This is a genomic window from Oceanihabitans sediminis (assembly GCF_003337215.1).
Classification (GTDB): domain Bacteria; phylum Bacteroidota; class Bacteroidia; order Flavobacteriales; family Flavobacteriaceae; genus Oceanihabitans; species Oceanihabitans sediminis.
Genome location: NZ_QPIG01000001.1, coordinates 1,246,260 through 1,272,803, shown reverse-complemented (window position 1 = coordinate 1,272,803; position 26,544 = coordinate 1,246,260). Strand labels below are relative to the sequence as shown.

Here is a 26,544-nt window from a genome sequence, read left to right as displayed (position 1 = left end):
TACAATATTTTTATTAATCTACTACTACAGGAAGCTCTTTGTGTTTCCACCTAGAAATACCACCCTCTAAATCATATATTTTTTTAAAACCAGCTTGTTGCATTTTTTTAGCACAATTAGCGCTTCTGCCTCCTGAATGACAATATAAAATCACAGGTTTTTCTTTATCTAAATTTAGTATATCCTCATCAAAAGTTGGAGAGTTAAAGTCAATATTTTGAGCATTCTCAATATAACCTCCTTCAAATTCCTGTGGTGTTCTAACATCTACCAATTGCACCTGCCCCATTTTTAAAAGGGATTGCATTTCTTCTGAAGAAATAATATGGATCTCCCCCATCTCTGTTCCAGTTTTTGAAGTTGTTTTATTATTACAACCAAAACTAGAAAGTACAAGGATAAAACTTATAATTACACCTATTTGTTTCATTTTAAACTTCTTATTTATTAGCAACCTCACCAGTCCACTCACTAAAACCACCTAATAAGTTCTTCGTGTTTTCAAAACCCATTTGATTCATAATTGCACAAGCTTGTGCGCTTCTTCCGCCAGAACGACAATACACATAGAAAGTTTTAGTCTTATCTAAAGCTTCTATTTTGCTCATAAATTCTTGTGGCTGATAAATATCTGCATGAACAGCATTTGGTATATAACCTTCTTCAACTTCTTCAGCTGTTCTAACATCTAAAATTACTGCATTATCATCCTTCAATAATTCTTCTTGCCACTGGTTTTGTGATAAATCTGCCATATATGTTCTCTTTTTATTGCAAATCTAATGTTTCTTTATAAAATAGACGAAAAAACTTTTAAAGTCTTAAATCCTAATCGCATTTTTAAGCACTATTATAAATTTAAAACATTGTCTGTTCTTGTTTTCTTTTATACTTTTGAATGATTTTATAATAGTAACTATAGAATTTCTCTAAGAAGAAATTTTATACTGAAAGGTAGCTTAACAAACCTTACCTTGCGAAGGAATGAACATGAAAACAAAAGTTTTAGTTATAGACAACTACGATAGCTTTACCTATAATTTAGTCCACTATTTAGAGGATTTAGATGCGGAAGTTCTTGTAAGACGAAACGATAAACTTAGCCTTGAAGAGGTAGCAGATTTTCATAAAATAATTCTATCACCAGGACCAGGGATTCCAGACGAGGCCGGTTTGCTTAAAAAGATTATAAAAACATACGCTCCTTACAAAAGCATTCTAGGTGTTTGCTTAGGACAACAAGCAATAGCAGAAGTTTTTGGCGGAAAACTAATAAACCTAGAGGCTGTTTATCATGGCGTTGCAACAAAAGTAACACAGACGGCAGCAAACGAAGCGCTATTTACCGGATTTAAAAAAAGTTTCCCGGTAGGAAGATATCATTCATGGGTTGTAGATAAAAACCTACCTGATTGTCTAGAAGCAACTTCTGAAGATGAAAACGGACAAATAATGTCCTTACGACACAGGGTTTACGATGTTCGAGGTGTTCAATATCATCCAGAATCGGTATTAACTCCTAACGGCAAACAGCTATTAAAAAATTGGCTAAACCATTAGTCTAAATTCATTAAGAAATAGGTGAAAGCCCTCTTAATAAATAAAAACAACAATAAAAACCTATTTATAAAGGCATTACAGAATTATGAAACTAAAAATATGCGGAATGAAATCCGAAAACAACATTTTAGATGTTGCAGAAATACAACCTGATTATCTAGGTTTTATTTTTTATAAAAACTCCCCTCGTTTTTTAAGTACCGATATACCAGAAGTTCCTGAGAGCATAAAAAAAGTTGGTGTTTTTGTTAACGCTAGCCTAGCTTTTATTGTAGATAAAATCGAATACTATAACCTACAAGTGGTACAACTACACGGAGAGGAGTCTCCTGAGTTGTGCGAACAGTTAAAGGAATATAATGTACAGGTCATAAAAGTTTTTTCTGTAAAAAATCAATTTGATTTTAGTGTTTTAGAACCTTATGAAGATGTTTGCGACTATTACCTTTTTGATACCAAAGGAAGAGAACCTGGAGGAACAGGACATCCCTTTAACTGGAATGTATTTAAGAAATACCCTTCTAGCAAGCCTTACTTTTTAAGTGGAGGAATTGGTCCAAAGCAATTACAAGCATTACTTTTATTCTTAAAACGACCAGAATCTGATTTGTGCTGCGCATTAGATTTAAATAGTAAATTTGAAAAAACTACAGGTATAAAAGATATAAGTTTACTTAAAGAGTTCAAACACCAATTAGCTATTAACAACTATATTCACTAGGCAAAAAACAAGGTTTCATAAGTGGATACTTTATAGAACCTATAATTAAATACTTATGAAAATACTAAACGACTGGAAAATCATTACTCTTCTTTGTTTAACTATGGGCTTTGCTCCATTTTTACCAGAACCTCATCTTTTTGGCAAAATAAAATGGATAATAGGAGGAGCAAATGGCATGCAGCTAATAGATTGGTTTGATACAATTATGCATGGATTTCCATTTATCTTACTAATAAGAATCGTTATCTTAAAACTTACAAAAGCAACATAGCAACAACTAAATTCCGTTTACAAATAAACTAATATGACGTTAAACATCGTTCTTATTGAACCTGAAATACCAAATAACACAGGAAATATTGGTAGACTAGCTTTAGCCTCTGGATCGAATTTACATCTAGTAAAACCTTTTGGTTTTGAGATAACCGACAAAAGATTAAAGCGTGCAGGTTTAGATTATTGGCAACATCTAAACGTATATTATTATGAAAATATAGAGGAGTTTTTTAGCAAAAACAAAAACGCTAAAATGGTTTTTCTTTCTAGCCACGGAACAAAAGACTATTGGGATATTTCCTTTGAAGATAATATGTTTTTAGTTTTTGGAAAGGAGTCGGTAGGACTACCAAAAGCTATAATTGAAGAACAAGTAGATAAACTTTTTAAAATCCCCATTTATAGCGATCAGGTAAGAAGCCTAAATCTTGCAAACGCCGTTAGTATTATCACTTATGAAGCTCTACGAAACATTAGATAAAAATACCTTAAAAATAAAGCATAAAAAAGACCGTTTAAATAAACGGTCTTTTTTCTTTTAATAAGGTTTTATCTTAAAGATAAATATTTATTATGATTAGTCTATAACTACAACGTTAATTGCGTTTAAACCTTTTCTTCCTTGTTCTGTTTCATACTGAACTTTATCATCTTCTCTAATCTCGTCTGTTAGACCAGAATTATGTACGAAGATGTCTTCTCCTGTTTCTGATGATTTAATGAAACCAAATCCTTTGGTGTTGTTGAAAAATTTTACTGTGCCTTCTTGCATCTTTACTAAATTTAAATTGTTTATTATTTTTTACAATAAAAGCTTCCTAATTAAGATAAGCATATGAATGAATATTAAATTGATTATCAATTAATATTCTTTTAAAACGCTATTGAAAAAGTAATTGTAAAAATAAAATTGGAAAGAAGAGAAAACTCGTAAAACTAATTGTACTATATACTACCTTAAACTCGACAGGTGTCTTTTAATGTTCAGCAAATGTACACCCATTAATTGACGCCACCTAATGTTTTTGCTGAAAACATTTTTTATTTAAAAAGTAAAGAGGGAAACCACTATGGTTTCCCTCTTTACTTTTTTATTCATATTTATAATATGTAATACGTTACAATTAACGCTTAACTACGCGGAAAGACTGTAGTTCCCCCTTTGTTTTTAAACTTACAATATATACTCCATTCATTAAATTTTGACCTAAATATACTTGTAAATTAGCTCCTAAGAAAACTTTCTCAGCAGCATATACTTCTCTACCAAGCATATCATTTACTGTAATCAATACAGACTCACCATGTAATTTAGGAGCCTTTATACTAAAAATCCCGTTGTTTGTCGGGTTTGGATATAAACGAATATTGGATAGTAAGCTATTATCATCTACAGACATGGAAGCAGCTACGTTTATAGTATAATCCTCCACCTCTCCATAAGAAAAACTTCCACAAGGATTATCTCTTGACGTGTTATAGTTCTTTACAACACGCATACGTGTATCTCCTTCTAAAGCAGTACTAGGTACTACAATATCTCTTGTTGCTTGTTGCCCATCTTCACCACTTGAATTGTTTATTGATCCAATTTCGTACATTTCTTCTGTTTCAAAAGTTCCATTTTGGTTCCAATCAATCCAAACTGTAAAGTAATTTGTATATGGTCCACTAGTATTACCTTCTGCTGTAAAACTATAGGTATTATCTACTTCCACTTCTCCAACAATAGAAGTAAAATCTTCATAACCTGAACCAGCAGTAGTTGTAGGCGAAGAATTATCTATACCTGCAAATATAACTCTAGTAATTGGCTCTACACTAGATCCTGCAGATGTACAATAGTTTATTGAAGAAGTAAAAGTAGCTATCTCAGAATATGCAGATTCTTCTGAAACATTACAGGTTACAACTAACCTCCACTCTACAGTGTCACCAATCTCACTAGGAGCTGTTGCCACATAAGGAATTAAAGTATCGGAAGAAACCCCTTCATCTTGCCATCCTTGACCATTCAAATTAGATTGCCACTGAAAAGACATATCTGAAGCTAAGGTATAACCTTGTGCTGAAACCGTATAAGATTCTCCTGGGTTTCCTGATGTTGCGCTAAGCACTACAGTTCCGCCAGCAGGAGTACCTGTACAAGCTTCGTATACATAAGGAGCTGTCCCATCAATGTTTATTGTATACTCTGTACTTTGAGGTGATGGCCAAGTAGATATCACTATATAGTATGTTTGACCTGCAACCACTGGTAAGTTAGGAATTGATCGAGCTGCACCACTGGTAGACGTATGATATCCTACTGTTTCACTAAAAGGACAGCCTGTAAAAACCCACAATCCAATCCAAGAGTTTTGATTCGTAGTACTAATGTTTATTGACCCATCTGCCCCTGCAGTATAAGAATAAACCACATCATCACCACTAATATAGTCTGAAGCGCCTGTACCATTAGTTACAGCACCAGCCGCAAGTGGTGGAACATCAGAGCTTGAGTAGTTATTTCCAAAAGCAGAGGTGTTTCCCGCATCATTAAAGGGAACACTCGAAACAACTAAAGGAGCAGAACAATCGCTTCCTAATTGCGCATAGCCTTGCCAACTAAAAGCAGCAGCTAAAAACGAAAACAATAAAAAAGTAATTTTTTTCATAAAAAATAAATTAAGGTTAAACTAATAATATGATTAAATCATCATCCCCTCTTAAAATAGATTATATGCCTTTTTATTTTACTTGGGTATCGTGAAATGGAAAAGATGTATTCCATAATAAAAAACCTACCACAACCTTAGATAAGAAGGGGAATCCCTCATAAACATAACAAATGTTTTAATATTTAACAAAACATTTAATATCACTAAAATAAAACCCTTAATAATTTATACACTTGTTAGCTTTTACTGTATTCTAACAGTACTAAACACATATATGATTCCCTTCTATATCCCAGATGTATATCCCTTTTAACTAAAAATCAAAAATCAACAATAGAAAACGAACTTAATTTTAAATGACAAATAGTATCTTCGTAAAACAAAACTAAAAAGCAAAAGCATGCATTTAACGATTGAAAACATACTGTTAGTTGGATCTTTATTATTGTTAATTAGTGTTTTTGCAGGTAAGACTTCTTACAAATTTGGTGTACCAACCTTATTACTCTTTTTAGGTATTGGTATGTTAGCGGGTTCTGATGGTATTGGAGGAATTCGCTTTAACGATCCAAAACTAGCGCAATTTATAGGTATTGTTTCTCTTAACTTTATTTTGTTTTCTGGTGGACTTGACACTAGTTGGAAAGCCGTGAAACCTGTGCTATGGGAAGGGATTGCATTATCTACAGTCGGAGTATTACTAACCGCTATTTCTCTTGGTACCTTTGTTTGGTTTATTACCGACTTCACCATATATGAAAGCATGCTTTTAGGATCTATTGTTTCATCAACAGACGCGGCAGCTGTATTTTCTATTTTACGTTCTAAAAACCTTGCTCTTAAAAAAAATCTTAGACCTACTTTAGAGCTGGAGAGTGGTAGTAACGACCCTATGGCTTATGTACTTACGCTTGCCTTTTTAACCTTGGTAATTAATCAGGATCAGCATGTGCTTTCTATAATCCCTATGTTTTTTCAACAAATGATACTTGGTGGGATTGCAGGTATTGGATTTGGTTTTCTAAGCAAATTCATTATTAATAAAATTAAGCTCGATTTTGAAGGACTTTATCCTGTTTTAGCCATTGCTTTAATGTTCCTTACGTTTGCTGCTACAGATTTTATAGGTGGAAACGGGTTTCTTGCTATTTATATCTGTGCTGTATACTTAGGAAATCAAGATTTAATACATAAGAAAACCATCTTAAAAATGTTTGATGGTTTAGCTTGGTTGATGCAAATTGTGTTATTCCTAACCTTAGGACTACTAGTATTTCCATCGCAAATTGTTCCATATATAGGCATTGGGCTACTAATTTCTATTTTCTTGATAGTAGTAGCAAGACCGGTAGGAATACTTATTAGTTTGATGTTTTTTAAAATGAAGCTTAGAAGAAGAGCTTATATCTCCTGGGTGGGATTACGAGGAGCAGTTCCTATTGTGTTTGCCACCTACCCCCTTTTAGCCGGTATTGAAAAGGCCGATATGATTTTTAATATTGTATTTTTTATTTCGGTAACTTCTATATTAATACAAGGAACTACTTTGTCTGTAGTTGCAAAATGGCTGCGTGTTGCTCTTCCTGAAGAATCTAAGAAAATCACAAGAATAGACCAGTTACTTTTAGATTTACCTAAATCTGCCTTACAAGAATTTGAGATTTTAGCAGATTACTTTTCTATAGATAAAAGAATCGTAGACCTTAACTTCCCGGAATCTGCTTTTATAGTTATGATAAAACGTGGAAAGCAATTTATTCGACCAGGAGGATCTACAGTAATTAAAGAAGGAGATATTTTAATGGTTCTTGCAGATAAAGAGGAAGACTATACGCAAGTAAGCGAATGTTTAAAAAACTCCTTGTTATAAGTTATACAACAAGGAGTTTGCTATATATTTCTACATGCGTTCTGGAACGTCAACACCTAACAATCCGAATGCATTTTTAATTGTATTTGCTACCACACCAGCTAACTGCACTCTAAATGTTTTTTCAACTTCCGTATCTGCACCAAGTATCGAAACATTTTGATAGAAAGAGTTAAATTCTTTTACCAAGTCGTACGTATAGTTTGCAATTAATGCTGGGCTATGGTTTTCAGCTGCATTTTGAATAACCTCTGGAAACAATTCTAATTGTTTTAATAATTCTCTCTCCTTATCGTGAAGAGATACTTCTGAAGCGTTTAAATTTGTATTCAAATCTATATTTGCTTTGCGTAAGATAGATTGAATTCTCGCATAGGTATATTGAATAAAAGGCCCTGTATTCCCTTGAAAGTCTATAGAACTCTTAGGGTCAAAAAGAATACGTTTTTTAGGGTCTACTTTTAAGATATAATACTTTAAAGCTCCAAGCCCTATAGTTTTATAAAGCTCCTTCTTTTCGTCTTCGGTATAGTTTTCTAACTTTCCTAATTCTTGCGAAATTTCTTCGGCAGTATTAGCCATTTCTACAATTAAGTCATCGGCATCTACAACCGTTCCTTCTCTACTCTTCATTTTTCCAGAAGGTAAATCTACCATTCCGTAGCTTAAATGGAAAAGGTTTTTAGCCCAATCGAATCCTAGCTTTTTCAGAATTAAAAACAATACTTGGAAATGATAGTCTTGCTCGTTTCCTACCGTATAAACCATTCCTCCTACATCTGGAAAATCTTTTACACGTTGGATTGCTGTACCAATATCCTGAGTCATATAAACAGCGGTACCATCACTACGAAGTACGATTTTTTCATCCAATCCTTCCTCTGTTAGGTCACACCAAACAGAACCGTCTTCTTTCGTAAAGAAAACACCTGTTTTAAGTCCTTCTACAACAAATTCTTTTCCTAATAAATAGGTTTGGCTTTCGTAATAAAGGGTATCAAAATCTACCCCTAGGTTTTTATAACTTACGTTGAAACCATCGTAAACCCAGTTGTTCATTTTTGTCCAAAGAGCAACAACCTCTTCATCGCCAGCTTCCCATTTACGAAGCATTTCTTGCGCTTCTAATAAAATAGGTGCATTCTTTTTGGCATCGTCTTCGCTTTGTCCTTGCGCTTTTAAAGTCTCTATTTCTTTTTTATATTCTTGGTCGAATTTCACATAATAGTTTCCTACTAGTTTATCACCTTTTAACCCTGTTGACTCTGGCGTTTCATTATTTCCGTAACGTTGCCAAGCTAACATACTTTTACAAATATGAATACCTCTATCGTTTATAATTTGTGTTTTGTAAACTTTTTTTCCTGAAGCTTTAATAATTTCTGCAACAGAATAACCTAATAAATTATTACGAATATGTCCTAAATGCAAAGGCTTGTTTGTGTTAGGCGAAGAATACTCTACCATAACAGCTTTATCGTCTGCATTAGGCGCAACGAAACCGTATGTTTTATTGTTTTTTACACTATTGAAAAAATCTAGGTAATAAGCATCTTGAATTTCTATGTTTAAAAATCCTTTAACAACATTATATGCTTTTACTTCTGAAACATTTTCAACCAAATATTCCCCTATAGACTCACCAATTTGCATAGGGTTCCCTTTAATTAGCCGTAGCATAGGAAAAACAACTACAGTAATATCTCCAGCAAATTCTTTTCTTGTTGCTTGAAATTCTACAGTTTCTAATTCTACCTCATAGATAGATTTTACAGCTTGCTTTATTTGATTTGATAAAGTGTTTTGAAGGTTCATTTTTCGTTATTTTTAAGGATGCAAAGATAGGAATTTGATAATCTATATTGCGATTTTAAATTCATGATTTTTAAAGCAAGGCTAATAGATGTACTTTTTTTAGTGAAAATTAAAAAGATATAATCCTAACAAGAACATACTACAACAGGTTTTAGAAACAGATTTAACTTTGTTCCATAAAAAAATCTGGATGTTTTAGCATCCAGATTTTTTATTCGTTTTTATTTAGAAATAGTTTACTTTTTTGGCAAAAACACTTCTGCCATCATGCAACGTGCGCTTCCTCCACCGCAAGCTTCAATAGTTTCTAAACTACTACTCAAGATTTCACAGTGTTTTTTGAAAGTCTTTATTTGTGAAGGCGTTAAGCTATCATAAGCCGCTTGACTCATAATTAGATAACGCTTATCATCGTTTCCTCTTACTTGAAGCATATTACCTGCAAAATTATTGATTTGCTCTTCTGTAATATCGATAACTTCTTTTCCGCTTTCTTTTAAATGTTTTACTACATTTTTTCGTTCACTCTTATCATCAATAGCATCTAAACAGATAACTGAAAAAGTTTCAGCAAGACACATCATAACGTTTGTATGATAAATAACTTTACGTTCGTTATCAACGGTTTGATATGCTGTAAAGATTACTGGAGTATACTCAAAGTCTTCACAAAATTCAATAAATAATTCTTCATCTGCTCTTGCAGATAAAGCACAATATGCAATTTTGTTTTCTCTATCTAGTAGTAAACTTCCTGTTCCTTCTAGAAAAACTCCTTCTTCCTCTGCGCTAGTATAGTCTACAATGGTTTCAATATGGAAACCTTCTTCTTCTAGTCTTTCTAAAACATCCTCTCTTCTTTCATGTCTTCTGTTTTCAGCAAACATAGGATACAGTCCCACTGTACCGTTTTGATGAAAAGAAATCCAGTTGTTAGGGAAGATAGAATCTGGGGTATCATAATCGTCTGTATCACTTATAACGATAACTTGTACACCAACAGCTCTTAGTTTTTCTACAAATGCATTAAACTCTCTTTGAGCTTTTACATTTTCTGATTCTGCCAATTGAAGATCTGCTTCTTTTTGGTAGAAGTTATTTACTGCTGTTTGCTCATTCCTCCTAAAGTTAATAGGACGAATCATTAAAATGGTATTTGTAGTTTGTTGCATTTTTAAAAAATTTTAGACAGACAAAACTAATCTAAATATTTGTAATTATTTACTATAAATCAAATCCTAGTGAAAACATCCATACTCTGTTATGATGTTTAGTGTCTTCTTCATTAACATCCCCTAATCCTAAGTGATATCTTACACCAATACTAACACCAGAGTCTGTTTTAAATCCTCCACCAAAGTTCATTCCCCAATCAAATTTATTAGGCTCATAATCTGAACTAATATCAACAAAAGTCCCTTCATAAGTTTCCTTATGAGAAACAGCCAAACCTGCTTGTGGTCCTGCCTCTAAGAAAAAGTTGTTTGTTGGATATACTTTAAACATTAATGGCACATTAATATAATCTAGTTTTTGCGTAAAAGTACCAGTAGCATACTCTACTTCATATCCTTGTTGCGAGTATAATACTTCTACTTGAAGTGCAAGGTTATTCGTAATAAAAGATTCCCCATAAAGTCCAACATGAAAACCATGTCTTTGCCCTGTCTCTCCATCTTCATCTATACTTACAGCTGCCAGGTTATAACCAGCTTTCAAACCAAAGTTTGAATCGTTACTACTTTTATCTTGCGCTTGCATACTAAAAACCAAGCCTAAAATCACTAAAATAGATAAATACGTTTTCTTCATTTTTAATTGTTTTAAGTTAATAATTGTTCGTTTTTAATAAGAAATTCTACTGAATTGTTTAACAATAAACTTCCTACATAAATATATACGGAACATATAAGATTATGGATTATAATCTTAATAAAAATTATAATGAAATAAGTGTAATATTAATCTCTTAGTAGCGGTAAAGTACTACAACGAAGTAATCCTTCTTGCTTAGAAATCTCTGCATACGGTACTTCTTCAACAGTAATACCATTTTCACGAAGCCAAGTATTTAACCTTGTAAAGTTTTTTTCTGAAACTACAACATCTTCTGAAATAGAGAATATATTACTATTCATGTGGTACATCTCGTCTTTGGTGATTTCGAATACATTTTCTTTTCCGAAGAAATCAACTAACCATTCGTATTCACTTTCTTCTAAGAAGCCATTTTTATGAAGGATAGCTTTGTTTTTTCCTACTGGTTGAAAACAACAATCTAAATGTAAAGCATTTTCTCTAGGGTTGGTATTCGATTTTCTTAAGTTAAAAGACTTAATAGTTTTATGTGGAAACAACTCTTTCATTGCTTCAACTGCTGCCACATTGGTTCTAGCAATAATAAAATCTGAATAATCTTCTCCTCTGTATGTACCAATAAAGATATGATCGTTATATAACATTACATCACCACCTTCTATATGGCAATGCTCTGGAAGTTGTACTCTTTGCTCTTTTGGAACTTGTTTCCAAACATTATTTATAGCATCAAACTCTTGCTCTCTATCCGGAAGTACGTTTGCTTTTACAAATTTATCATCTATAACAAAGCCAATATCTCTAGTAAATATTTGATTGCAATCTTTAATTAATTCTGGCCTATAAACTTCTACATCGTACTTTTTAAATACAGCAGCTACTGCTTCCATTTCTTTTACCATATCTTCTTCTACTGGGTAAGTACCAGCTTTGATATGTTCTAAAGATTTTGGATCATAAGCTTCTTCAACAGTAGGTGTTGGACCGTTGCTATTTGCAATACCCAAAATAACTGATCTTAATCTAGATGTTTCGTTTTTTACGTTTAGTTTTAGCATATGTGATTATATATAAAAAGCCTCATAATTTCTTATGAAGCTTTTTTATTTAAGGTTTTAAACTTATCTATTTTTAATGTCTTTAAAATCTCTACGATTTTCTCCGATATATACTTGTCTTGGTCTACCAATTGGTTCTTTACGTAAACGCATTTCTCTCCATTGAGCAATCCATCCTGGTAATCTACCTAAAGCAAACATTACTGTAAACATATCTGTTGGTATACCCATACCTCTGTAAATAATTCCTGAATAGAAATCTACGTTTGGATATAATTTTCTGTCTACAAAGTATTTATCTTCTAAAGCTTCTTTTTCTAATCCTTTAGCAATATCTAAAATTGGATCTTCAATACCTAAGTCAGATAACACTTCATCTGCGGCAACTTTAATGATTTTTGCTCTAGGGTCAAAGTTTTTATAAACCCTATGTCCGAATCCCATTAAACGGAAAGGATCGTTTTTATCTTTAGCTTTTGCCATGTATTTTTTAGTATCTCCACCATCTTCTTGGATACCGTTTAACATTTCTAAAACTGCTTGGTTAGCTCCACCATGTAAAGGTCCCCAAAGTGCAGAAATACCAGAAGATAAAGATGCAAATAAGCTAGTATGTGCAGAACCTACGATACGTACAGTAGATGTAGAACAGTTTTGCTCATGATCTGCATGTAAGATTAATAATTTATCTAAGGCATTAACTAAAATTGGATTCTGTTTATATTCTTCGTTAGGTTGTTTAAACATCATTTTTAAGATGTTTTCAACGTAACCAAGGTTTTTATCTCCATAGTCTAAAGGTAAACCTTGTTTTTTACGAAGTGTCCACGCAACTAGAACAGGGAATTTCCCTAAGATCTTAACAATTGCTTTATACATATCTTCTTCCGATTCTACGTTTACTGAAGAAGGGTTGAAAGCTGTTAATGCACTTGTAAGAGATGATAACACTCCCATTGGATGCGCCGATTTAGGAAATGCATCTAATATTTTCTTAACATCTTCGTCTACTACAGATTGTTCTTTGATATCTGCATGAAACTTATCTAATTGTGCTTGTGTTGGAAGTTCACCAAAGATTAACAAATAAGCAACTTCTAAAAAATCTGCTTTATCAGCTAACTCCTCTATAGAGTATCCTCTGTATCTTAAAATTCCTTTTTCACCATCTAAGAATGTAATTGCGCTTTCGCAAGAACCTGTGTTTTTATACCCAGGATCAATGGTTGTAACACCACCTGTAGCACTTCTTAAGGTTTTTATATCGATAGCAACTTCGTTCTCAGTTCCTACGATTAAAGGGAATTCGTATTTTTTTCCATCAATTTCTAATGTAGCTGTTTTTGACATATGTAATCTTGAATATTATTTTAGTTTGCGGAATGCTAATTTACAAAATTTCACACGATATTTCATGCGATATAATAAAGGTTTTTTCAATATTAATATTAATAAAATTTATGGAATAAAAAAAGTGCTTATTCCATTAAAATAAGCACTTTTAAGATTTTGAAGAAAACAGCTTTTTATTTCACTTTAAAAGCTTTTTCCTGAGGATAATAGGCTACTTGCCCTAATTCTTCTTCTATTCTAAGAAGTTGGTTGTATTTTGACATTCTATCACTTCTTGAAGCAGAACCTGTTTTTATTTGTCCAGTATTTAAAGCAACTGCTAAATCTGCTATAGTATAATCTTCTGTTTCACCAGAACGATGCGACATTACGGAAGTATAACCTGCATTATGCGCCATGTTTACAGCAGCAATAGTTTCGGTTAAAGTACCAATTTGGTTTACTTTAATTAAAATAGAATTTGCAATTCCGTTTTCAATCCCTCTTGATAAACGCTCTACATTAGTAACAAATAAATCATCTCCTACTAACTGTACTTTCTCTCCTACTTTTTCCGTTAGGTATTTCCATCCGTCCCAGTCATTTTCATCCATACCATCTTCAATAGAAATGATTGGATATTTAGCAACTAGCTCGGCTAAGTAATCTGCTTGCTCTTTACTAGTTCTTACTTTACCTGAAGCACCTTCAAACTTTGTATAGACATATTTTCCGTCTATATAAAATTCTGCAGCAGCACAATCTAAAGCAATCATGATATCCTCTCCTAAAGTATAACCTGCATTACTTACTGCTTTAGCAATAGTTTCTAGAGCATCTTCTGTACCTCCTTCTAAGTTTGGCGCAAATCCACCTTCATCTCCTACAGCAGTGCTTAAACCTCTTTCTTGTAAAACTTTTTTAAGGTTATGGAAAATCTCTGTCCCCATTTGCATAGCATGTGTAAAGTTATTTGCTTTTACAGGCATGATCATAAATTCCTGAAAAGCTATAGGTGCATCACTATGCGAACCTCCGTTGATAATATTCATCATTGGAACAGGAAGTGTGTTTGCAGAAACACCACCAACGTATCTGTATAAAGGCAAACCAAGTTCATTTGCTGCTGCTTTTGCCGCTGCAAGAGAAACTCCTAAGATAGCATTAGCTCCTAATTTTGATTTGTTTGGTGTACCATCTAAATCGATCATGATTTGATCAATTTCATTTTGTTCAAAAACAGAAACTCCTAAAAGTTCTTGAGCAATTATTGTATTTACATTATTAACAGCTTTTGTAACAGCTTTACCCATGAATGCATCACCTCCATCTCTAAGTTCAACTGCTTCATGTTCTCCAGTTGAAGCACCAGATGGTACTGCAGCTCTACCCATAAAACCGTTTTCGGTAGTTACATCAACCTCTACAGTTGGGTTTCCTCTAGAGTCTAAAATTTGTCTTGCGTGAATATTAATAATAATGCTCATTGTAATATGTTTATACGATTAATAGTTTTGTTATTTTTTTATTCTTGAAATAAATTCATCGAATAAGTAAGTTGAATCATTTGGTCCAGGACTAGCTTCAGGATGGAATTGTACGGAAAAACAGTTTTTGTTTTTCATTCTCATACCTGCTACCGTATTGTCGTTTAAATGCACATGGGTAATTTCTAAGTCTGGATTTGCTTCCGTTTCTTCTCTATTCACAGCGAAACCGTGGTTTTGAGAAGTAATTTCACCTTTACCAGTGATAACATTTTTTACAGGATGGTTAATTCCTCTATGTCCGTTATGCATTTTATAAGTTGAAACTCGGTTTGCTAAAGCAATTACTTGGTGCCCTAAACAAATACCAAATACAGGTAAATCTCTTTCTAAAATTTCTTTTGCAACTTGTTGTGCTTCTACTAATGGTTCTGGATCTCCAGGTCCGTTAGATAAGAAATATCCATCTGGATTCCATGCTGCTAATTCTTCGAACTTCGTATTATATGGAAAAACTTTAATATAAGCTCCACGGTTAGCTAAGTGACGAAGGATATTCTTTTTAATTCCTAAATCAAGAGCGGCAATTTTAATGGAAGCATTTTCATCTCCAAAGAAATAAGGTTCTTTGGTAGAAACTTTAGAAGCTAATTCTAAACCATGCATTTCAGGGAAATCGGCTAGTTGCTTTTTTAGTTCCTCTAAATTGTCCACCTCTGTAGAAATCACAGCATTCATTGCTCCATTATCTCTAATATATCTTACAAGTGCTCTTGTGTCTACATCCGATATGGCAAAAAGATTGTTGTCGTTTAAAAACTCTTCTAAGGAAGCATCAGCAATATCGCGAGAATATTCATAACTAAAGTTACGACATATTAATCCTGATATTTTAATAGAATCTGATTCTACTTCCTCTTTATTAGTACCGTAATTACCAATATGTGCATTGGTAGTTACCATAAGTTGTCCAAAATAAGAAGGGTCTGTGAAAATTTCTTGATAACCGGTCATTCCAGTGTTAAAGCAAACTTCTCCGAAAGCAGTACCTTCTTTGTCTGCAACTGCCTTACCATGAAAAATTGTTCCGTCTGCTAATAAAATGATGGCTTTTCTACGAGATTGATATTTCATTATTTATTGTGTAGTGTTGTGTTGTTTGTTTTGCAAAATTGCATAAAAAAAAGGATAAACTAAAATAGTTTATCCTTTATATTATGAATGCTTATTAACATTTATTCTTCTTCGTTAGAAGCTTTAGTATCTACAGGTGGAGTAACAGTTTTACTTCCTCCTCTTCTACTTCTACGCGTAGTTTTCTTAGCTTTCTTATCTGCGTTGTAGATTTCGTTATAATCTACAAGTTCGATCATTGCCATATCCGCGTTATCTCCTAAACGGTTACCTAATTTGATTATACGAGTATAACCTCCTGGACGGTCTCCTACTTTAGTAGAAACTTCTCTGAATAATTCAGTTACAGCATCTTTTTGTCTTAATCTAGACATTACAATACGTCTGTTGTGAGTTGTATCCTCTTTAGACTTTGTAATTAATGGCTCAACAAATTGCTTTAAAGCTTTTGCTTTTGCTACAGTAGTGTTAATACGTTTATGCTCAATTAAAGAACAAGCCATATTAGCTAACATAGATTTTCTATGTGCTGTTTGTCTACTTAAGTGGTTTACTTTTTTTCCGTGTCTCATGACATTTTGGTTTTAACTCCATCTTGCTCTACTCCCTTTAGAGGAGCAAATTATGAAGTAATTAATCTTTATCTAGTTTATATTTTGAAAGATCCATACCGAAGTTTAAACCTTTAACATTTACAAGCTCTTCAAGCTCAGTTAAAGACTTCTTACCGAAGTTACGGAATTTCATTAAATCGTTTTTGTTGTAAGATACTAAGTCTCCTAAAGTATCTACTTCTGCAGCTTTTAAACAGTTTAATGCACGAACAGAAAGATCCATATCTACTAATTTTGTTTTAAGTAGTTGTCTCATGTGAAGTGATTCTTCGTCATAAGTTTCTGTTTGAGCAATTTCATCCGCCTCTAAAGTGATACGCTCATCAGAGAATAACATAAAGTGGTGAATTAAAGTTTTAGCTCCTTCTGTTAAAGCATCTTGAGGCGAAATAGAACCATCTGTTTGGATTTCGAAAACTAATTTTTCGTAATCTGTTTTTTGTTCTACACGGAAATTCTCAATGCTATACTTAACATTTTTTATTGGAGTGTAAATAGAATCTGTAAAGATAGTACCAACTGGTGCTGAAGACTTTTTATTTTCTTCTGCAGGTACATATCCTCTACCTTTTTCTATTGTAATTTCCATATTGATGTTTACTTTAGGGTCTAAGTTACAGATAACTAAATCTGAATTTAATACTTGGAATCCTGAGATAAACTTTTGGAAATCTCCTGCTGTAAGTGTTTCTTGACCAGAAATTGAAATAGAAACAGACTCATTGTCTACATCTTCTATTTGACGCTTAAAACGCATTTGTTTTAAGTTTAAGATAATTTCTGTTACGTCTTCTACAACTCCAGCAATAGTAGAGAACTCATGATCTACACCTTCAATTCTTACCGATGTGATAGCAAATCCTTCTAAAGAAGAAAGTAATACTCTTCTTAAAGCGTTTCCTACTGTTAATCCATAACCTGGTTCTAGAGGTCTGAATTCGAATTTACCTTCGAAGTCAGTAGAATCAATCATGATTACCTTGTCAGGTTTCTGAAAATTAAATACTGCCATGTTTTTTTCTTCGTTTTAATTGTTATTAGGTTGCGCGATTTAGAAGTTTGAAGATCACTAATAAATCCTTTGGCCAAATACCAATGTGATTATTTATTATTTAGAGTATAATTCAACGATTAACTGCTCGTTAATGTTTTCTGGAATCTGAATTCTTTGAGGTACAGAAACGAAAGTCCCTTCCTTCTTTTCGTTATTCCAAGTAATCCACTCATATACTTGACTAGAGTTTGATAAAGATCTATCAATAGCTTCTAGTGACTTTGATTTTTCTCTTACTCCAACAACATCTCCAGCTTTTAATTGGTAAGATGGAATGTTTACTAACTCTCCATTTACAGTGATGTGTTTATGAGAAACTAATTGTCTTGCACCACTTCTAGTTGGAGCGATACCCATTCTAAATACAACGTTATCTAATCTTGACTCACAAAGTTGTAATAAGATTGCACCTGTAATTCCACGTGCTGCTGTTGCTTTTTTGAATAAACCTCTGAATTGACGCTCTAAAATACCGTAAGTATATTTCGCTTTTTGTTTCTCCATTAATTGGATCGCATATTCAGATTTTTTTCCACGTCTTCTTGTGTTTCCGTGTTGCCCAGGAGGGTAATTTCTTTTTTCGAAAGATTTGTCTTCTCCGAAGATAGCCTCGCCAAATTTACGAGCTATTTTAGTTTTAGGACCAGTATATCTTGCCATTTTTAATTGTTTTTTGAGAGTGTTTGTGAATTAAGGTCTTAATCTTATCCTTCGACAAACGTTAATCTCTCTAATTGATACTTGTTTATAATTTTCAATTTGCAAATTTACATATAAAAAATTTAATAGCAACTATTAAAAAACAGTTGCTATTAAATTTCTTTATGATATAAATTATACTCTTCTACGCTTAGGAGGTCTACATCCATTATGTGGTAATGGAGTAACATCGATAATTTCGGTTACTTCAATTCCTGCATTGTGGATAGAACGAATAGCAGATTCTCTACCATTTCCTGGTCCTTTAACATAAGCTTTCACTTTCTTTAAACCAGCTTCTAAAGCTACTGCTGCAGCATCTTCTGATGCTAACTGAGCAGCGTAAGGAGTATTCTTTTTAGAACCTCTAAATCCCATTTTACCAGCTGAAGACCATGAAATCACGTCTCCTTTTTTGTTGGTAAGTGAAACAATGATGTTGTTGAAAGAAGCAGTAATGTGCGCTTCTCCTACAGCATCTACTATAACTTTACGTTTTTTAGTACTTGACTTTGCCATATTATTTAGTTTTTAGTATTAGTATAAAGTCGCTAGAATCCTAAACCGTTAAATTTCAAACAGATTCTTTCCAACGCCTAAAGACTAAAGACTATTTTTATTTAGTTGCTTTTTTCTTGTTAGCAACAGTTTTTCTTCTACCTTTTCTAGTTCTAGAGTTGTTCTTAGTACGTTGCCCTCTTAAAGGAAGACCAGATCTGTGACGAATACCTCTGTAACATCCAATATCCATTAATCGCTTAATGTTTAATTGCGTTTCAGAACGTAATTCACCTTCGATTGTATAACTTCCAACAGCATCACGAATAGCTGATATTTGGTCGTCGTTCCAATCTTGAACTTTTATACTTTCGTCAACTTTAGCGCTAGCTAAAATTTCTTTTGCTCTACTTCTACCTACTCCGTAGATATAAGTTAAAGAGATTACTCCTCTTTTTTGTTTTGGTATGTCTACACCTGCAATTCTTGCCATAATTATCCTTGTCTTTGTTTGAATCTAGGATTCTTTTTGTTAATTACGTAAAGTCTTCCTTTTCTACGCACTATTTTGCAATCTGCGCTTCTTTTTTTAACTGATGCTCTAACTTTCATCGTATTAGTATTAGTATCTATAAGTTATTCGAGCCTTAGTTAAATCGTAAGGACTCATTTCTAATTTTACTTTATCTCCAGGTAACAATTTAATGTAATGCATACGCATTTTACCAGAAATATGTGCTGTCACAATGTGACCATTTTCTAATTCAACACGAAACATTGCATTTGATAATGCTTCAATAATTGTTCCGTCTTGTTCTATTGCTGCTTGTTTTGCCATAGTATTATAATTAAGCTACTGCTTTTCTATTTTTACCAGTTTTCATCAAGCCATCATAGTGTCTATTTAACAAGTAAGAATTCACCTGTTGCATAGTATCTATCGCAACTCCAACCATAATTAATAGTGATGTTCCACCAAAAAATAAGGCCCAACCTGATTGCACATTCATTAGCTTTACTATAAATGCTGGGAACACAGCAATAAGTGCTAAGAATATAGAACCCGGTAATGTTATTTGAGACATAATCTTATCTAAATATTCAGAAGTTTCTGATCCTGGACGAATACCTGGAATAAATCCACCGCTTCGTTTTAAATCGTCTGCCATTTTGTTTGTAGGTACTGTAATTGCTGTATAGAAGTATGTGAATACTATAATTAATAAAGCAAATATTAAGTTGTACCAGAATCCAAACATATCAGAAAAATTAGTCTGCATCCACTGTCCAGCCGCTGTATCTTTTAAGAAAGAAGAACCACCTATTAAACCTGGAACAAACATAATTGCTTGAGCAAAGATAATTGGCATTACTCCTGAAGCGTTAAGCTTTAATGGAATATATTGTCTTGAACCAAATACGTTTTTTTCGTAACCACCAGAAGCAGTTCTTCTTGCGTATTGTACGGCAATTTTTCTAACTGCCATTACTAATAGCACAGATGCTGCAATGATAGCTAACCAAATTACTAGTTCAAAAAGGATTAACATTACGTTATTTCCTTCTAATCTTGAAGATGCATTTAGTAAGAAGTTTTTAGGTAGAGTAGCAATAATACCAACCATAATTAATAATGAAATACCATTACCAATACCTTTGTCTGTAATCTTCTCACCTAACCACATTGCAAAAATACACCCTGTTACTAAAATAACGATAGATGAGAAATAGAATAATCCACCTTGACCTAATAAAAAGGCTGATTGTGGAATACCTAATGCTGGTAAACTTGCTAAATATCCTGGTGCTTGCACTAGACATATAGCTATGGTTAACCAACGTGTAATTTGCGTGATTTTCTTTTGACCACTAGCTCCTTCTTTTTGTAGTTTTTGTAAGTAAGGAATAGCTATTCCCATTAACTGTACTACAATAGAAGCAGAAATGTATGGCATAATACCTAAAGCAAAAACAGATGCGTTAGCGAATGCTCCACCTGTAAATGCGTTTAATAAACCTAATAAACCATCTTCTGTGTTACCTTGTATACCTGCTAATTGAGATGCATCAATACCCGGAAGTACTACTTGCGCTCCAAAACGATACACTAAAAGTAACCCTAATGTTAAGATTATACGGTTTCTTAGTTCTTCTATTTTCCAAACATTCTTTAATGTCTCTATAAACTTCATGCTTCTTAGTTGATTATAAAGTTACTGCTTCTCCTCCAGCCGCTTCGATAGCTGCCTTTGCAGTTGCTGTAAATTTATGAGCTGTTACTGTTAATTTAGATTTTAATTCACCACGTCCTAATATTTTAACTAGATCATTTTTTCCAGCTAAACGTAAAGAAACCATAGTATCTAAATCAAGTGTGTCTGTAATTTTCTTATCATCTACTAACTGTTGTAGCGTATCTAAGTTAATTCCTTGATGCTCTTTACGGTTAATATTTGTAAATCCAAATTTAGGAACACGACGTTGTAAAGGCATTTGACCTCCCTCAAAACCAACTTTCTTAGAGTATCCTGAACGAGATTTAGCTCCTTTGTGACCACGAGTTGCAGTACCACCTTTACCAGAACCTTGTCCACGACCTACTCTTTTTCCTTGATTTTTTACTGAACCTTCTGCAGGTTTTAAATTACTTAAATCCATTTGTAAGTGTTATATTATTTTGTTTCTTCAACAGAAACTAAATGTGAAATTTTAGATACCATTCCAAGGATATTTGGAGTGGCATCGTGCTCTACTACTTGACCAATCTTTTTAAGACCAAGAGCTTCTAAAGTTCTTTTTTGTCTTTGTGTACGATTGATTGCACTTCTTACTTTTGTTACTTTTATCTTTGCCATCGTTTTCCTTTTTATCCTTTAAAAACTTTTTCAAGAGAAACTCCTCTATCACGAGCAATTGTTCCAGCATCTCTTAACTGTAATAAAGCATCAAAAGTTGCTTTTACTACGTTATGAGGGTTTGATGAACCTTGTGATTTAGATAAAACATCTTGTACTCCAACTGCCTCAAGAACTGTTCTTACAGCTCCACCAGCAATTACTCCGGTACCGGCAGATGCAGGTATGATGTTTACTCTTGCTCCACCATATTTCCCTTTTTGTTCATGTGGTAAAGTACCTTTGTTAAGTGGGATACGTACTAGGTTTTTCTTAGCGTCTTCAACTGCTTTTGCAATTGCACTTGCAACGTCTTTAGATTTTCCTAAACCGTGTCCTACAACACCAGCCTCATCACCAACCACTACGATTGCTGAAAAACCAAATGCTCTACCACCTTTTGTTACTTTTGTAACTCTTTGTACACCAACTAAACGATCTTTAAGATCTAATCCACTTGGTTTTACTAACTCTGCGTTTTTGTATTTATGATACATAATTTCTTAGAATTTAAGTCCTGCTTCTCTAGCTCCTTCAGCTAATGATTTTACTCTTCCGTGGTATAAGTATCCACCTCTATCAAAAGAGATAGTGTTGATACCTAATTTCATTGCTTTTTCGGCAACAGACTTACCTACTAATGCAGCTACTTCTGTTTTACTTCCTTTAGCAGAACTAATGTCTTTATCTCTTGAAGATGCTGCACTGATAGTTTTACCAGTTACGTCATCTACTATTTGAGCATAAATTTCTTTATTACTTCTAAAAACAGATAATCTTGGTCTAGCTTCTGTGCCTGTAACAATCTTACGTATTCTGTTTTTAATTCTTATTCTTCTTTCGTACTTTGATAGTGCCATAACTTATTTATTAAGCTGATTTACCTGCTTTTCTTCTTAATTCTTCTCCAACAAACTTAATACCTTTTCCTTTGTAAGGTTCTGGTTTACGGAAGCCACGAATCTTTGCAGCAACTTGACCTACTAATTGTTTATCGAAAGAAGTTAACTTGATGATTGGATTTTTACCTTTATCTGAGATTGTTTCAATCTTAACTTCAGGAGCGATATCCATAACTATATTGTGAGAGAAACCTAAAGCTAAATCTAATTTTTGACCTTGGTTTGATGCTCTATATCCTACACCAACTAACTCTAAACTTAAAGTCCATCCTTTAGATACACCTTCAATCATGTTATATACTAATGATCTGTATAAACCATGTTTTGATTTGTTCTCTTTTGAGTCAGAAGAACGAGTAACATATACGTTTCCTTCTTCCACTTTGATATCAATAGTATCAAAAGTTTGTGTTAATTCTCCTAATTTACCTTTTACAGTTAGAGTATTATCTTTAATATCTACTGTTACGCCTTCTGGAATGGCTACTGGATTATTTCCTATTCTTGACATTTCTTTTGGGCTTTAAATTAGTAAACGTAACAAAGTACTTCTCCACCTACTTTTTCTCTTTGTGCTTGTTTGCCTGTCATTACACCGTGAGAAGTAGAAACGATAGCAATACCAAGACCGTTTAAGATTCTAGGAAGATCTTTAGAACTTGAATATTTACGTAAACCTGGTTTACTGATTCTTTGAATTTTCTTGATTACTGGTTCTTTTGTTTCTTTATTATACTTAAGAGCAATTTTAATTGTTCCTTGTATTGAAGAATCGTCGAACTTGTAACTTAAAATATATCCTTGATCGAATAATATTTTAGTAATTTCTTTCTTTAGATTAGATGCAGGAATTTCAACCACTCTGTGGTTTGCTCTAACTGCATTTCTAATTCTAGTTAAATAATCCGCTATTGGATCTGTGTACATAACTAATTGATTTTGTGATCTTGGTTTTCAACGTTGGTGTTGAACCTAAAATCTGATTATAATAATATTACCAACTTGCTTTCTTAACCCCTGGGATTAAACCATTATTCGCCATTTCTCTAAATGTAACACGAGAGATTCCAAAGGTACGCATGTATCCTTTTGGTCTTCCTGTTAATTTACATCTATTGTGCATACGCACTGGCGAAGCATTTTTAGGTAGCTTTTGTAATGCTTCGTAGTCTCCAGCTTCTTTTAAAGCTTTACGTTTCTCAGCGTATTTTGCTACTGTTTTTGCTCTTTTCACCTCGCGGGCTTTCATTGATTCTTTAGCCATAACTTAGTTCTTTTGAAAAGGTAATCCTAGTTCTGTTAATAATGATTTTGCTTCTTTATCTGTATCTGCGGTTGTAACAAATGTAATATCCATACCTGAGATTCTGTTTACCTTATCGATATCGATCTCTGGGAAGATAATTTGTTCAGTAATACCTAAGTTGTAGTTACCTCTTCCGTCAAAGCCAGTCGCTTTAATTCCACTAAAGTCTCTTACACGTGGTAAGGCACTAGTGATTAAACGATCTAAGAATTCATACATTCTTTCACCACGTAAAGTTACTTTTGCCCCAATTGGCATTCCTTTACGTAATTTGAAAGATGCAACGTCTTTTTTAGATATTGTCGCTACAGCTTTTTGTCCAGTTATAGTTGTTAATTCTTCTACTGCGTAGTCGATTAACTTTTTATCTGCAACTGCAGCACCAACTCCTTTAGATAAAACTATCTTAGTAAGTTTAGGTACTTGCATTACATTTTTATAACCAAATTCTTCTGTAAGAGTTGCAATTACTTTGCTTTTATACTCTTCTTTAAGTCTAGGTGTATATGCCATAACTATATTACTTCATTAGATTTTTTTGAAAATCTTACTTTCTTGTCGCCTTCCATTCTGAATCCAACTCTTGTTGTTTCTCCTTTTGAAGTCAACAAAGATAAGTTAGAAATTTGAATTGAAGCTTCTTTTTCTACGATTCCTCCTTGTGGGTTTTGTGCACTTGGTTTAGTATGTTTCTTCACCATGTTAATTCCCTCAACGATCGCTTTATTCTTATCGGTTAATACTCTAAGAACTTTACCTTCTGAACCTTTATGGTCTCCAGCGATTACTCTTACTGTATCTCCTGATTTTATTTTGAGCTTTGTCATTTTTTTAATGTATTAAAGCACTTCTGGTGCTAATGATACAATTTTCATGAATTGTTTATCACGAAGTTCTCTAGCAACAGGTCCAAATACACGTGTTCCTTTCATTTCACCAGTTGGGTTTAAAAGTACACAAGCATTGTCATCAAATCTTATATAAGATCCGTCTGGACGTCTTACTTCTTTTTTAGTACGAATAACTACTGCAGTAGAAACAGCTCCTTTTTTCACGTTTCCGTTAGGAGTTGCATCTTTAACTGTAACAACAATTTTGTCACCTACAGAAGCATATCTCTTCTTTGTTCCACCTAGAACACGAATGGTTAATACCTCTTTTGCTCCAGTGTTATCAGCTACTTTTAATCTTGATTCTGTCTGTACCATAATTATTTAGCTCTTTCTATTATTTCAACTAATCTCCAACATTTAGATTTAGATAAAGGTCTAGTTTCCATGATCTTTACTGTATCTCCAATGTTACAGTCGTTTGTTTCGTCGTGTGCAACATATTTTTTTGTTTTTAACACGAACTTACCATACATAGGGTGTTTTACTTTTTTTACCTCTGCTACAACAATAGATTTCTCCATTTTGTTAGAAGTAACTACACCAATACGTTCTTTTCTTAAGTTTCTTTTTTCCATCTTTTCAGCTGAATTATTGTAATTCTCTTTTAGTTAATTCAGTCGCAATTCTAGCTACTGTTCTTCTTACAGAACGTATCTGAATAGGATTCTCTAAAGGAGAGACTACATGAGCCATTTTAAGGTCTGAATAACTTTTTCTAGTCTCACTAAGTTTCTCTTGTAACTCAGCAGTAGATAATTCTTTAATTTCTGATTGTTTCATCATCTTAAATTATTATGCTTGATAATCTCTAGCAATTACAAACTTAGTTTTAACTGGTAGTTTTTGTGCAGCTAAACGAAGAGCTTCTTGCGCTACTTCTAAAGGCACTCCTCCTACTTCAAATAAGATTCTACCTGGTTTAACTACAGCTGCCCAATATTCTACAGCACCTTTTCCTTTACCCATACGTACTTCAAGAGGTTTCTTTGTGATTGGTTTATCTGGAAAGATTTTAATCCACAATGATCCTTCTCTTTTCATGTAACGAGTAGCAGCAATACGTGCAGCTTCTATTTGACGTGAAGTTAAAAAGTTTGAATCTAATGATTTTATTCCAAAAGTACCGTATGATAATTGGTGACCTCTACCAGAGTTCCCCTTCATACGTCCTTTTTGCATTTTTCTAAATTTTGTTCTTTTAGGCTGTAACATTTTTTCTTTTCTTTAAAAAATTACTTTCTACGACGAGATTGGTTCTTATTTCCACCGCGTCCACCTTTTCCTTGCTTCTTAGATAAACCAACAAGTGGAGAAAGTTCTCTTTTACCATAAACCTCGCCTTTCATGATCCATACTTTCACACCTAATCTACCGTAAGTAGTATGTGCCTCAACTAAAGCATAGTCAATATCAGCTCTAAAGGTTGATAATGGAATACGTCCTTCTTTATAGTGCTCACTACGTGCCATTTCAGCTCCGTTTAAACGACCACTAATTTGAATTTTTATTCCTTCTGCATTCATTCGCATTGTAGCAGCGATAGCCATCTTGATTGCTCGTCTGTATGAGATACGGTTTTCGATTTGACGTGCAATACTTGATGCTACTAAAAATGCGTCAAGTTCTGGTCTTTTGATTTCAAATATGTTTATTTGAACCTCTTTACCTGTAATTTTCTTCAGCTCTTCTTTTAACTTGTCTACCTCTTGTCCACCTTTTCCGATAATGATACCAGGTCTAGCAGTAGTGATAGTAACGGTTACAAGTTTAAGAGTTCTTTCGATAATTACTCTTGAAACACTAGCTTTTGATAAACGTGCATGAACGTATTTTCTGATCTTATCGTCTTCGGCAAGTTTATCGCCGTAATCGTTTCCTCCATACCAGTTAGATTCCCATCCTCTGATAATTCCTAAGCGATTCCCGATTGGATTTGTTTTTTGTCCCATT

The 26,544-nt window shown here is 33.4% G+C and carries 38 protein-coding genes; 5 read left to right on the top strand and 33 right to left on the bottom strand.

Annotation, left to right across the window (positions count from 1 at the left end; all coding sequences use genetic code 11):
* Positions 1-13: 13 nt before the first annotated feature.
* Positions 14-430 (bottom strand): rhodanese-like domain-containing protein, encoded by a 417-nt coding sequence (locus DU428_RS05765; protein WP_072349773.1) that lies wholly within the window; start codon positions 428-430, stop codon positions 14-16.
* A gap of 10 nt (positions 431-440) precedes the next feature.
* On the bottom strand, positions 441-755 hold the full coding sequence (locus DU428_RS05760) for a rhodanese-like domain-containing protein (RefSeq protein WP_072349774.1): 315 nt from the start codon (positions 753-755) through the stop codon (positions 441-443).
* 235 nt (positions 756-990) lie between these two features.
* On the opposite strand from DU428_RS05760, the gene DU428_RS05755 reads away from it, so the two are divergent.
* The 4 genes from DU428_RS05755 to DU428_RS05740 all read left to right on the top strand — a co-directional run bounded on the left by DU428_RS05755 (position 991) and on the right by DU428_RS05740 (position 3,041).
* The gene (locus DU428_RS05755) at positions 991-1,560 is read left to right on the top strand and encodes an anthranilate synthase component II (protein ID WP_072349775.1); all 570 of its coding nucleotides are present in this window, start codon (positions 991-993) and stop codon (positions 1,558-1,560) included.
* A gap of 85 nt (positions 1,561-1,645) precedes the next feature.
* Positions 1,646-2,281 (top strand): phosphoribosylanthranilate isomerase, encoded by a 636-nt coding sequence (locus DU428_RS05750; protein ID WP_072349776.1) that lies wholly within the window; start codon positions 1,646-1,648, stop codon positions 2,279-2,281.
* 55 nt (positions 2,282-2,336) lie between these two features.
* Positions 2,337-2,555: a hypothetical protein gene (locus DU428_RS05745; protein WP_072349777.1), complete on the top strand. Its 219-nt coding sequence runs from the start codon at positions 2,337-2,339 to the stop codon at positions 2,553-2,555.
* Positions 2,556-2,588: 33 nt separating this feature from the next.
* Positions 2,589-3,041, top strand: coding sequence for a tRNA (cytidine(34)-2'-O)-methyltransferase (locus DU428_RS05740; RefSeq protein WP_072349778.1), 453 nt, complete (start codon positions 2,589-2,591; stop codon positions 3,039-3,041).
* 96 nt (positions 3,042-3,137) lie between these two features.
* On the opposite strand, the gene DU428_RS05735 is transcribed toward DU428_RS05740, so the two are convergent.
* Complete coding sequence (locus DU428_RS05735; RefSeq protein WP_072349779.1) at positions 3,138-3,332, bottom strand: cold-shock protein; 195 nt, start codon at positions 3,330-3,332, stop codon at positions 3,138-3,140.
* Positions 3,333-3,684: 352 nt separating this feature from the next.
* The gene (locus DU428_RS05730) at positions 3,685-5,217 is read right to left on the bottom strand and encodes a GEVED domain-containing protein (RefSeq protein ID WP_113966292.1); all 1,533 of its coding nucleotides are present in this window, start codon (positions 5,215-5,217) and stop codon (positions 3,685-3,687) included.
* 403 nt (positions 5,218-5,620) lie between these two features.
* On the opposite strand from DU428_RS05730, the gene DU428_RS05725 reads away from it, so the two are divergent.
* A complete protein-coding gene (locus tag DU428_RS05725; protein ID WP_113966291.1) occupies positions 5,621-7,090 on the top strand; it encodes a potassium/proton antiporter in 1,470 nt (489 codons plus the stop codon).
* A 30-nt stretch (positions 7,091-7,120) separates the two neighbouring features.
* On the opposite strand, the gene argS is transcribed toward DU428_RS05725, so the two are convergent.
* The 29 genes from argS to rpsC all read right to left on the bottom strand — a co-directional run bounded on the left by argS (position 7,121) and on the right by rpsC (position 26,543).
* Positions 7,121-8,905, bottom strand: a complete 1,785-nt coding sequence (argS, locus tag DU428_RS05720) for an arginine--tRNA ligase (RefSeq protein ID WP_113966290.1) — start codon at positions 8,903-8,905, stop codon at positions 7,121-7,123.
* A gap of 236 nt (positions 8,906-9,141) precedes the next feature.
* Complete coding sequence (gene ctlX, locus DU428_RS05715; RefSeq protein ID WP_113966289.1) at positions 9,142-10,077, bottom strand: citrulline utilization hydrolase CtlX; 936 nt, start codon at positions 10,075-10,077, stop codon at positions 9,142-9,144.
* Positions 10,078-10,129: 52 nt separating this feature from the next.
* Entirely contained in the window at positions 10,130-10,717 is a 588-nt protein-coding gene (locus tag DU428_RS05710) for a porin family protein (RefSeq protein ID WP_113966288.1), read from the bottom strand.
* A gap of 149 nt (positions 10,718-10,866) precedes the next feature.
* Positions 10,867-11,781: a dimethylarginine dimethylaminohydrolase family protein gene (locus DU428_RS05705; RefSeq protein ID WP_072349785.1), complete on the bottom strand. Its 915-nt coding sequence runs from the start codon at positions 11,779-11,781 to the stop codon at positions 10,867-10,869.
* A 63-nt stretch (positions 11,782-11,844) separates the two neighbouring features.
* On the bottom strand, positions 11,845-13,131 hold the full coding sequence (locus tag DU428_RS05700; protein WP_072349786.1) for a citrate synthase: 1,287 nt from the start codon (positions 13,129-13,131) through the stop codon (positions 11,845-11,847).
* Positions 13,132-13,307: 176 nt separating this feature from the next.
* Complete coding sequence (eno, locus tag DU428_RS05695; protein ID WP_113966287.1) at positions 13,308-14,600, bottom strand: phosphopyruvate hydratase; 1,293 nt, start codon at positions 14,598-14,600, stop codon at positions 13,308-13,310.
* Between the two features lie 30 nt (positions 14,601-14,630).
* Positions 14,631-15,734, bottom strand: coding sequence for a glutamine-hydrolyzing carbamoyl-phosphate synthase small subunit (gene carA / locus DU428_RS05690; RefSeq protein ID WP_072349788.1), 1,104 nt, complete (start codon positions 15,732-15,734; stop codon positions 14,631-14,633).
* A 101-nt stretch (positions 15,735-15,835) separates the two neighbouring features.
* Positions 15,836-16,306 carry a 50S ribosomal protein L17 gene (gene rplQ / locus DU428_RS05685; protein ID WP_072349789.1) on the bottom strand — a complete coding sequence of 157 codons (471 nt, stop codon included), beginning with the start codon at positions 16,304-16,306 and terminating at the stop codon, positions 15,836-15,838.
* A 61-nt stretch (positions 16,307-16,367) separates the two neighbouring features.
* Positions 16,368-17,360, bottom strand: coding sequence for a DNA-directed RNA polymerase subunit alpha (locus tag DU428_RS05680; RefSeq protein ID WP_072349790.1), 993 nt, complete (start codon positions 17,358-17,360; stop codon positions 16,368-16,370).
* A gap of 96 nt (positions 17,361-17,456) precedes the next feature.
* Positions 17,457-18,062 carry a 30S ribosomal protein S4 gene (rpsD, locus tag DU428_RS05675; RefSeq protein ID WP_072349791.1) on the bottom strand — a complete coding sequence of 202 codons (606 nt, stop codon included), beginning with the start codon at positions 18,060-18,062 and terminating at the stop codon, positions 17,457-17,459.
* A gap of 174 nt (positions 18,063-18,236) precedes the next feature.
* Positions 18,237-18,620, bottom strand: coding sequence for a 30S ribosomal protein S11 (gene rpsK, locus DU428_RS05670; RefSeq protein WP_113966286.1), 384 nt, complete (start codon positions 18,618-18,620; stop codon positions 18,237-18,239).
* A 97-nt stretch (positions 18,621-18,717) separates the two neighbouring features.
* The gene (gene rpsM / locus DU428_RS05665) at positions 18,718-19,092 is read right to left on the bottom strand and encodes a 30S ribosomal protein S13 (protein ID WP_072349793.1); all 375 of its coding nucleotides are present in this window, start codon (positions 19,090-19,092) and stop codon (positions 18,718-18,720) included.
* 2 nt (positions 19,093-19,094) lie between these two features.
* On the bottom strand, positions 19,095-19,211 hold the full coding sequence (gene ykgO / locus DU428_RS05660; RefSeq protein WP_013305171.1) for a type B 50S ribosomal protein L36: 117 nt from the start codon (positions 19,209-19,211) through the stop codon (positions 19,095-19,097).
* A 10-nt stretch (positions 19,212-19,221) separates the two neighbouring features.
* Positions 19,222-19,437: a translation initiation factor IF-1 gene (gene infA / locus DU428_RS05655; RefSeq protein ID WP_007094967.1), complete on the bottom strand. Its 216-nt coding sequence runs from the start codon at positions 19,435-19,437 to the stop codon at positions 19,222-19,224.
* A 10-nt stretch (positions 19,438-19,447) separates the two neighbouring features.
* Positions 19,448-20,791, bottom strand: coding sequence for a preprotein translocase subunit SecY (secY, locus tag DU428_RS05650; protein ID WP_072349794.1), 1,344 nt, complete (start codon positions 20,789-20,791; stop codon positions 19,448-19,450).
* 13 nt (positions 20,792-20,804) lie between these two features.
* Positions 20,805-21,257 carry a 50S ribosomal protein L15 gene (gene rplO / locus DU428_RS05645; protein WP_072349795.1) on the bottom strand — a complete coding sequence of 151 codons (453 nt, stop codon included), beginning with the start codon at positions 21,255-21,257 and terminating at the stop codon, positions 20,805-20,807.
* A 14-nt stretch (positions 21,258-21,271) separates the two neighbouring features.
* Positions 21,272-21,454: a 50S ribosomal protein L30 gene (gene rpmD, locus DU428_RS05640; protein ID WP_072349796.1), complete on the bottom strand. Its 183-nt coding sequence runs from the start codon at positions 21,452-21,454 to the stop codon at positions 21,272-21,274.
* 11 nt (positions 21,455-21,465) lie between these two features.
* Positions 21,466-21,990, bottom strand: a complete 525-nt coding sequence (gene rpsE / locus DU428_RS05635; RefSeq protein ID WP_072349797.1) for a 30S ribosomal protein S5 — start codon at positions 21,988-21,990, stop codon at positions 21,466-21,468.
* A gap of 6 nt (positions 21,991-21,996) precedes the next feature.
* Positions 21,997-22,353 (bottom strand): 50S ribosomal protein L18, encoded by a 357-nt coding sequence (rplR, locus tag DU428_RS05630; RefSeq protein ID WP_072349798.1) that lies wholly within the window; start codon positions 22,351-22,353, stop codon positions 21,997-21,999.
* 10 nt (positions 22,354-22,363) lie between these two features.
* On the bottom strand, positions 22,364-22,906 hold the full coding sequence (gene rplF / locus DU428_RS05625; RefSeq protein WP_113966285.1) for a 50S ribosomal protein L6: 543 nt from the start codon (positions 22,904-22,906) through the stop codon (positions 22,364-22,366).
* A gap of 17 nt (positions 22,907-22,923) precedes the next feature.
* The gene (gene rpsH, locus DU428_RS05620) at positions 22,924-23,322 is read right to left on the bottom strand and encodes a 30S ribosomal protein S8 (RefSeq protein ID WP_072349800.1); all 399 of its coding nucleotides are present in this window, start codon (positions 23,320-23,322) and stop codon (positions 22,924-22,926) included.
* Between the two features lie 67 nt (positions 23,323-23,389).
* The gene (gene rpsN / locus DU428_RS05615; protein ID WP_072349801.1) at positions 23,390-23,659 is read right to left on the bottom strand and encodes a 30S ribosomal protein S14; all 270 of its coding nucleotides are present in this window, start codon (positions 23,657-23,659) and stop codon (positions 23,390-23,392) included.
* Positions 23,660-23,662: 3 nt separating this feature from the next.
* Positions 23,663-24,214, bottom strand: coding sequence for a 50S ribosomal protein L5 (gene rplE, locus DU428_RS05610; protein ID WP_072349802.1), 552 nt, complete (start codon positions 24,212-24,214; stop codon positions 23,663-23,665).
* 2 nt (positions 24,215-24,216) lie between these two features.
* The gene (gene rplX / locus DU428_RS05605; protein WP_072349803.1) at positions 24,217-24,528 is read right to left on the bottom strand and encodes a 50S ribosomal protein L24; all 312 of its coding nucleotides are present in this window, start codon (positions 24,526-24,528) and stop codon (positions 24,217-24,219) included.
* A gap of 12 nt (positions 24,529-24,540) precedes the next feature.
* Positions 24,541-24,909 (bottom strand): 50S ribosomal protein L14, encoded by a 369-nt coding sequence (gene rplN, locus DU428_RS05600; protein WP_072349804.1) that lies wholly within the window; start codon positions 24,907-24,909, stop codon positions 24,541-24,543.
* A 2-nt stretch (positions 24,910-24,911) separates the two neighbouring features.
* The gene (rpsQ, locus tag DU428_RS05595; RefSeq protein ID WP_072349805.1) at positions 24,912-25,169 is read right to left on the bottom strand and encodes a 30S ribosomal protein S17; all 258 of its coding nucleotides are present in this window, start codon (positions 25,167-25,169) and stop codon (positions 24,912-24,914) included.
* Between the two features lie 13 nt (positions 25,170-25,182).
* Entirely contained in the window at positions 25,183-25,374 is a 192-nt protein-coding gene (gene rpmC, locus DU428_RS05590) for a 50S ribosomal protein L29 (protein ID WP_072350014.1), read from the bottom strand.
* Positions 25,375-25,386: 12 nt separating this feature from the next.
* The gene (rplP, locus tag DU428_RS05585; protein ID WP_072349806.1) at positions 25,387-25,806 is read right to left on the bottom strand and encodes a 50S ribosomal protein L16; all 420 of its coding nucleotides are present in this window, start codon (positions 25,804-25,806) and stop codon (positions 25,387-25,389) included.
* A 20-nt stretch (positions 25,807-25,826) separates the two neighbouring features.
* On the bottom strand, positions 25,827-26,543 hold the full coding sequence (rpsC, locus tag DU428_RS05580) for a 30S ribosomal protein S3 (protein ID WP_072349807.1): 717 nt from the start codon (positions 26,541-26,543) through the stop codon (positions 25,827-25,829).
* Position 26,544 lies beyond the last annotated feature (1 nt).

Bases quoted from the DNA above. Each gene is read 5' to 3' on its own strand.
- DU428_RS05725 (WP_113966291.1), top strand. From the start codon at position 5,621: ATGCATTTAACGATTGAAAACATACTGTTAGTTGGATCTTTATTATTG.
- rplQ (WP_072349789.1), bottom strand. From the start codon at position 16,306: ATGAGACACGGAAAAAAAGTAAACCACTTAAGTAGACAAACAGCACAT.
- secY (WP_072349794.1), bottom strand. From the start codon at position 20,791: ATGAAGTTTATAGAGACATTAAAGAATGTTTGGAAAATAGAAGAACTA.
- rpsN (WP_072349801.1), bottom strand. From the start codon at position 23,659: ATGGCTAAAGAATCAATGAAAGCCCGCGAGGTGAAAAGAGCAAAAACA.
- DU428_RS05705 (WP_072349785.1), bottom strand. From the start codon at position 11,781: ATGCTAAAACTAAACGTAAAAAACGAAACATCTAGATTAAGATCAGTT.
- eno (WP_113966287.1), bottom strand. From the start codon at position 14,600: ATGAGCATTATTATTAATATTCACGCAAGACAAATTTTAGACTCTAGA.
- argS (WP_113966290.1), bottom strand. From the start codon at position 8,905: ATGAACCTTCAAAACACTTTATCAAATCAAATAAAGCAAGCTGTAAAA.
- rpsM (WP_072349793.1), bottom strand. From the start codon at position 19,092: ATGGCAAGAATTGCAGGTGTAGACATACCAAAACAAAAAAGAGGAGTA.
- ykgO (WP_013305171.1), bottom strand. From the start codon at position 19,211: ATGAAAGTTAGAGCATCAGTTAAAAAAAGAAGCGCAGATTGCAAAATA.
- rplR (WP_072349798.1), bottom strand. From the start codon at position 22,353: ATGGCACTATCAAAGTACGAAAGAAGAATAAGAATTAAAAACAGAATA.
- infA (WP_007094967.1), bottom strand. From the start codon at position 19,437: ATGGCAAAACAAGCAGCAATAGAACAAGACGGAACAATTATTGAAGCA.
- ctlX (WP_113966289.1), bottom strand. From the start codon at position 10,077: ATGCAACAAACTACAAATACCATTTTAATGATTCGTCCTATTAACTTT.
- DU428_RS05700 (WP_072349786.1), bottom strand. From the start codon at position 13,131: ATGTCAAAAACAGCTACATTAGAAATTGATGGAAAAAAATACGAATTC.
- DU428_RS05730 (WP_113966292.1), bottom strand. From the start codon at position 5,217: ATGAAAAAAATTACTTTTTTATTGTTTTCGTTTTTAGCTGCTGCTTTT.
- rplP (WP_072349806.1), bottom strand. From the start codon at position 25,806: ATGTTACAGCCTAAAAGAACAAAATTTAGAAAAATGCAAAAAGGACGT.
- DU428_RS05740 (WP_072349778.1), top strand. From the start codon at position 2,589: ATGACGTTAAACATCGTTCTTATTGAACCTGAAATACCAAATAACACA.
- rpsD (WP_072349791.1), bottom strand. From the start codon at position 18,062: ATGGCAAGATATACTGGTCCTAAAACTAAAATAGCTCGTAAATTTGGC.
- DU428_RS05765 (WP_072349773.1), bottom strand. From the start codon at position 430: ATGAAACAAATAGGTGTAATTATAAGTTTTATCCTTGTACTTTCTAGT.
- DU428_RS05735 (WP_072349779.1), bottom strand. From the start codon at position 3,332: ATGCAAGAAGGCACAGTAAAATTTTTCAACAACACCAAAGGATTTGGT.
- rpsH (WP_072349800.1), bottom strand. From the start codon at position 23,322: ATGTACACAGATCCAATAGCGGATTATTTAACTAGAATTAGAAATGCA.
- rplF (WP_113966285.1), bottom strand. From the start codon at position 22,906: ATGTCAAGAATAGGAAATAATCCAGTAGCCATTCCAGAAGGCGTAACA.
- rpmC (WP_072350014.1), bottom strand. From the start codon at position 25,374: ATGAAACAATCAGAAATTAAAGAATTATCTACTGCTGAGTTACAAGAG.
- rplO (WP_072349795.1), bottom strand. From the start codon at position 21,257: ATGGATTTAAGTAATTTAAAACCTGCAGAAGGTTCAGTAAAAAATCAA.
- DU428_RS05680 (WP_072349790.1), bottom strand. From the start codon at position 17,360: ATGGCAGTATTTAATTTTCAGAAACCTGACAAGGTAATCATGATTGAT.
- rplN (WP_072349804.1), bottom strand. From the start codon at position 24,909: ATGGTACAGACAGAATCAAGATTAAAAGTAGCTGATAACACTGGAGCA.
- rplX (WP_072349803.1), bottom strand. From the start codon at position 24,528: ATGACAAAGCTCAAAATAAAATCAGGAGATACAGTAAGAGTAATCGCT.
- rpsK (WP_113966286.1), bottom strand. From the start codon at position 18,620: ATGGCAAAGTCAAGTACTAAAAAACGTAAAGTTATAGTAGATGCTGTA.
- rpsC (WP_072349807.1), bottom strand. From the start codon at position 26,543: ATGGGACAAAAAACAAATCCAATCGGGAATCGCTTAGGAATTATCAGA.
- rpsQ (WP_072349805.1), bottom strand. From the start codon at position 25,169: ATGGAAAAAAGAAACTTAAGAAAAGAACGTATTGGTGTAGTTACTTCT.
- DU428_RS05745 (WP_072349777.1), top strand. From the start codon at position 2,337: ATGAAAATACTAAACGACTGGAAAATCATTACTCTTCTTTGTTTAACT.
- rpsE (WP_072349797.1), bottom strand. From the start codon at position 21,990: ATGTATCATAAATACAAAAACGCAGAGTTAGTAAAACCAAGTGGATTA.
- DU428_RS05755 (WP_072349775.1), top strand. From the start codon at position 991: ATGAAAACAAAAGTTTTAGTTATAGACAACTACGATAGCTTTACCTAT.
- DU428_RS05750 (WP_072349776.1), top strand. From the start codon at position 1,646: ATGAAACTAAAAATATGCGGAATGAAATCCGAAAACAACATTTTAGAT.
- rplE (WP_072349802.1), bottom strand. From the start codon at position 24,214: ATGGCATATACACCTAGACTTAAAGAAGAGTATAAAAGCAAAGTAATT.
- rpmD (WP_072349796.1), bottom strand. From the start codon at position 21,454: ATGGCAAAGATAAAAGTAACAAAAGTAAGAAGTGCAATCAATCGTACA.
- DU428_RS05710 (WP_113966288.1), bottom strand. From the start codon at position 10,717: ATGAAGAAAACGTATTTATCTATTTTAGTGATTTTAGGCTTGGTTTTT.
- carA (WP_072349788.1), bottom strand. From the start codon at position 15,734: ATGAAATATCAATCTCGTAGAAAAGCCATCATTTTATTAGCAGACGGA.
- DU428_RS05760 (WP_072349774.1), bottom strand. From the start codon at position 755: ATGGCAGATTTATCACAAAACCAGTGGCAAGAAGAATTATTGAAGGAT.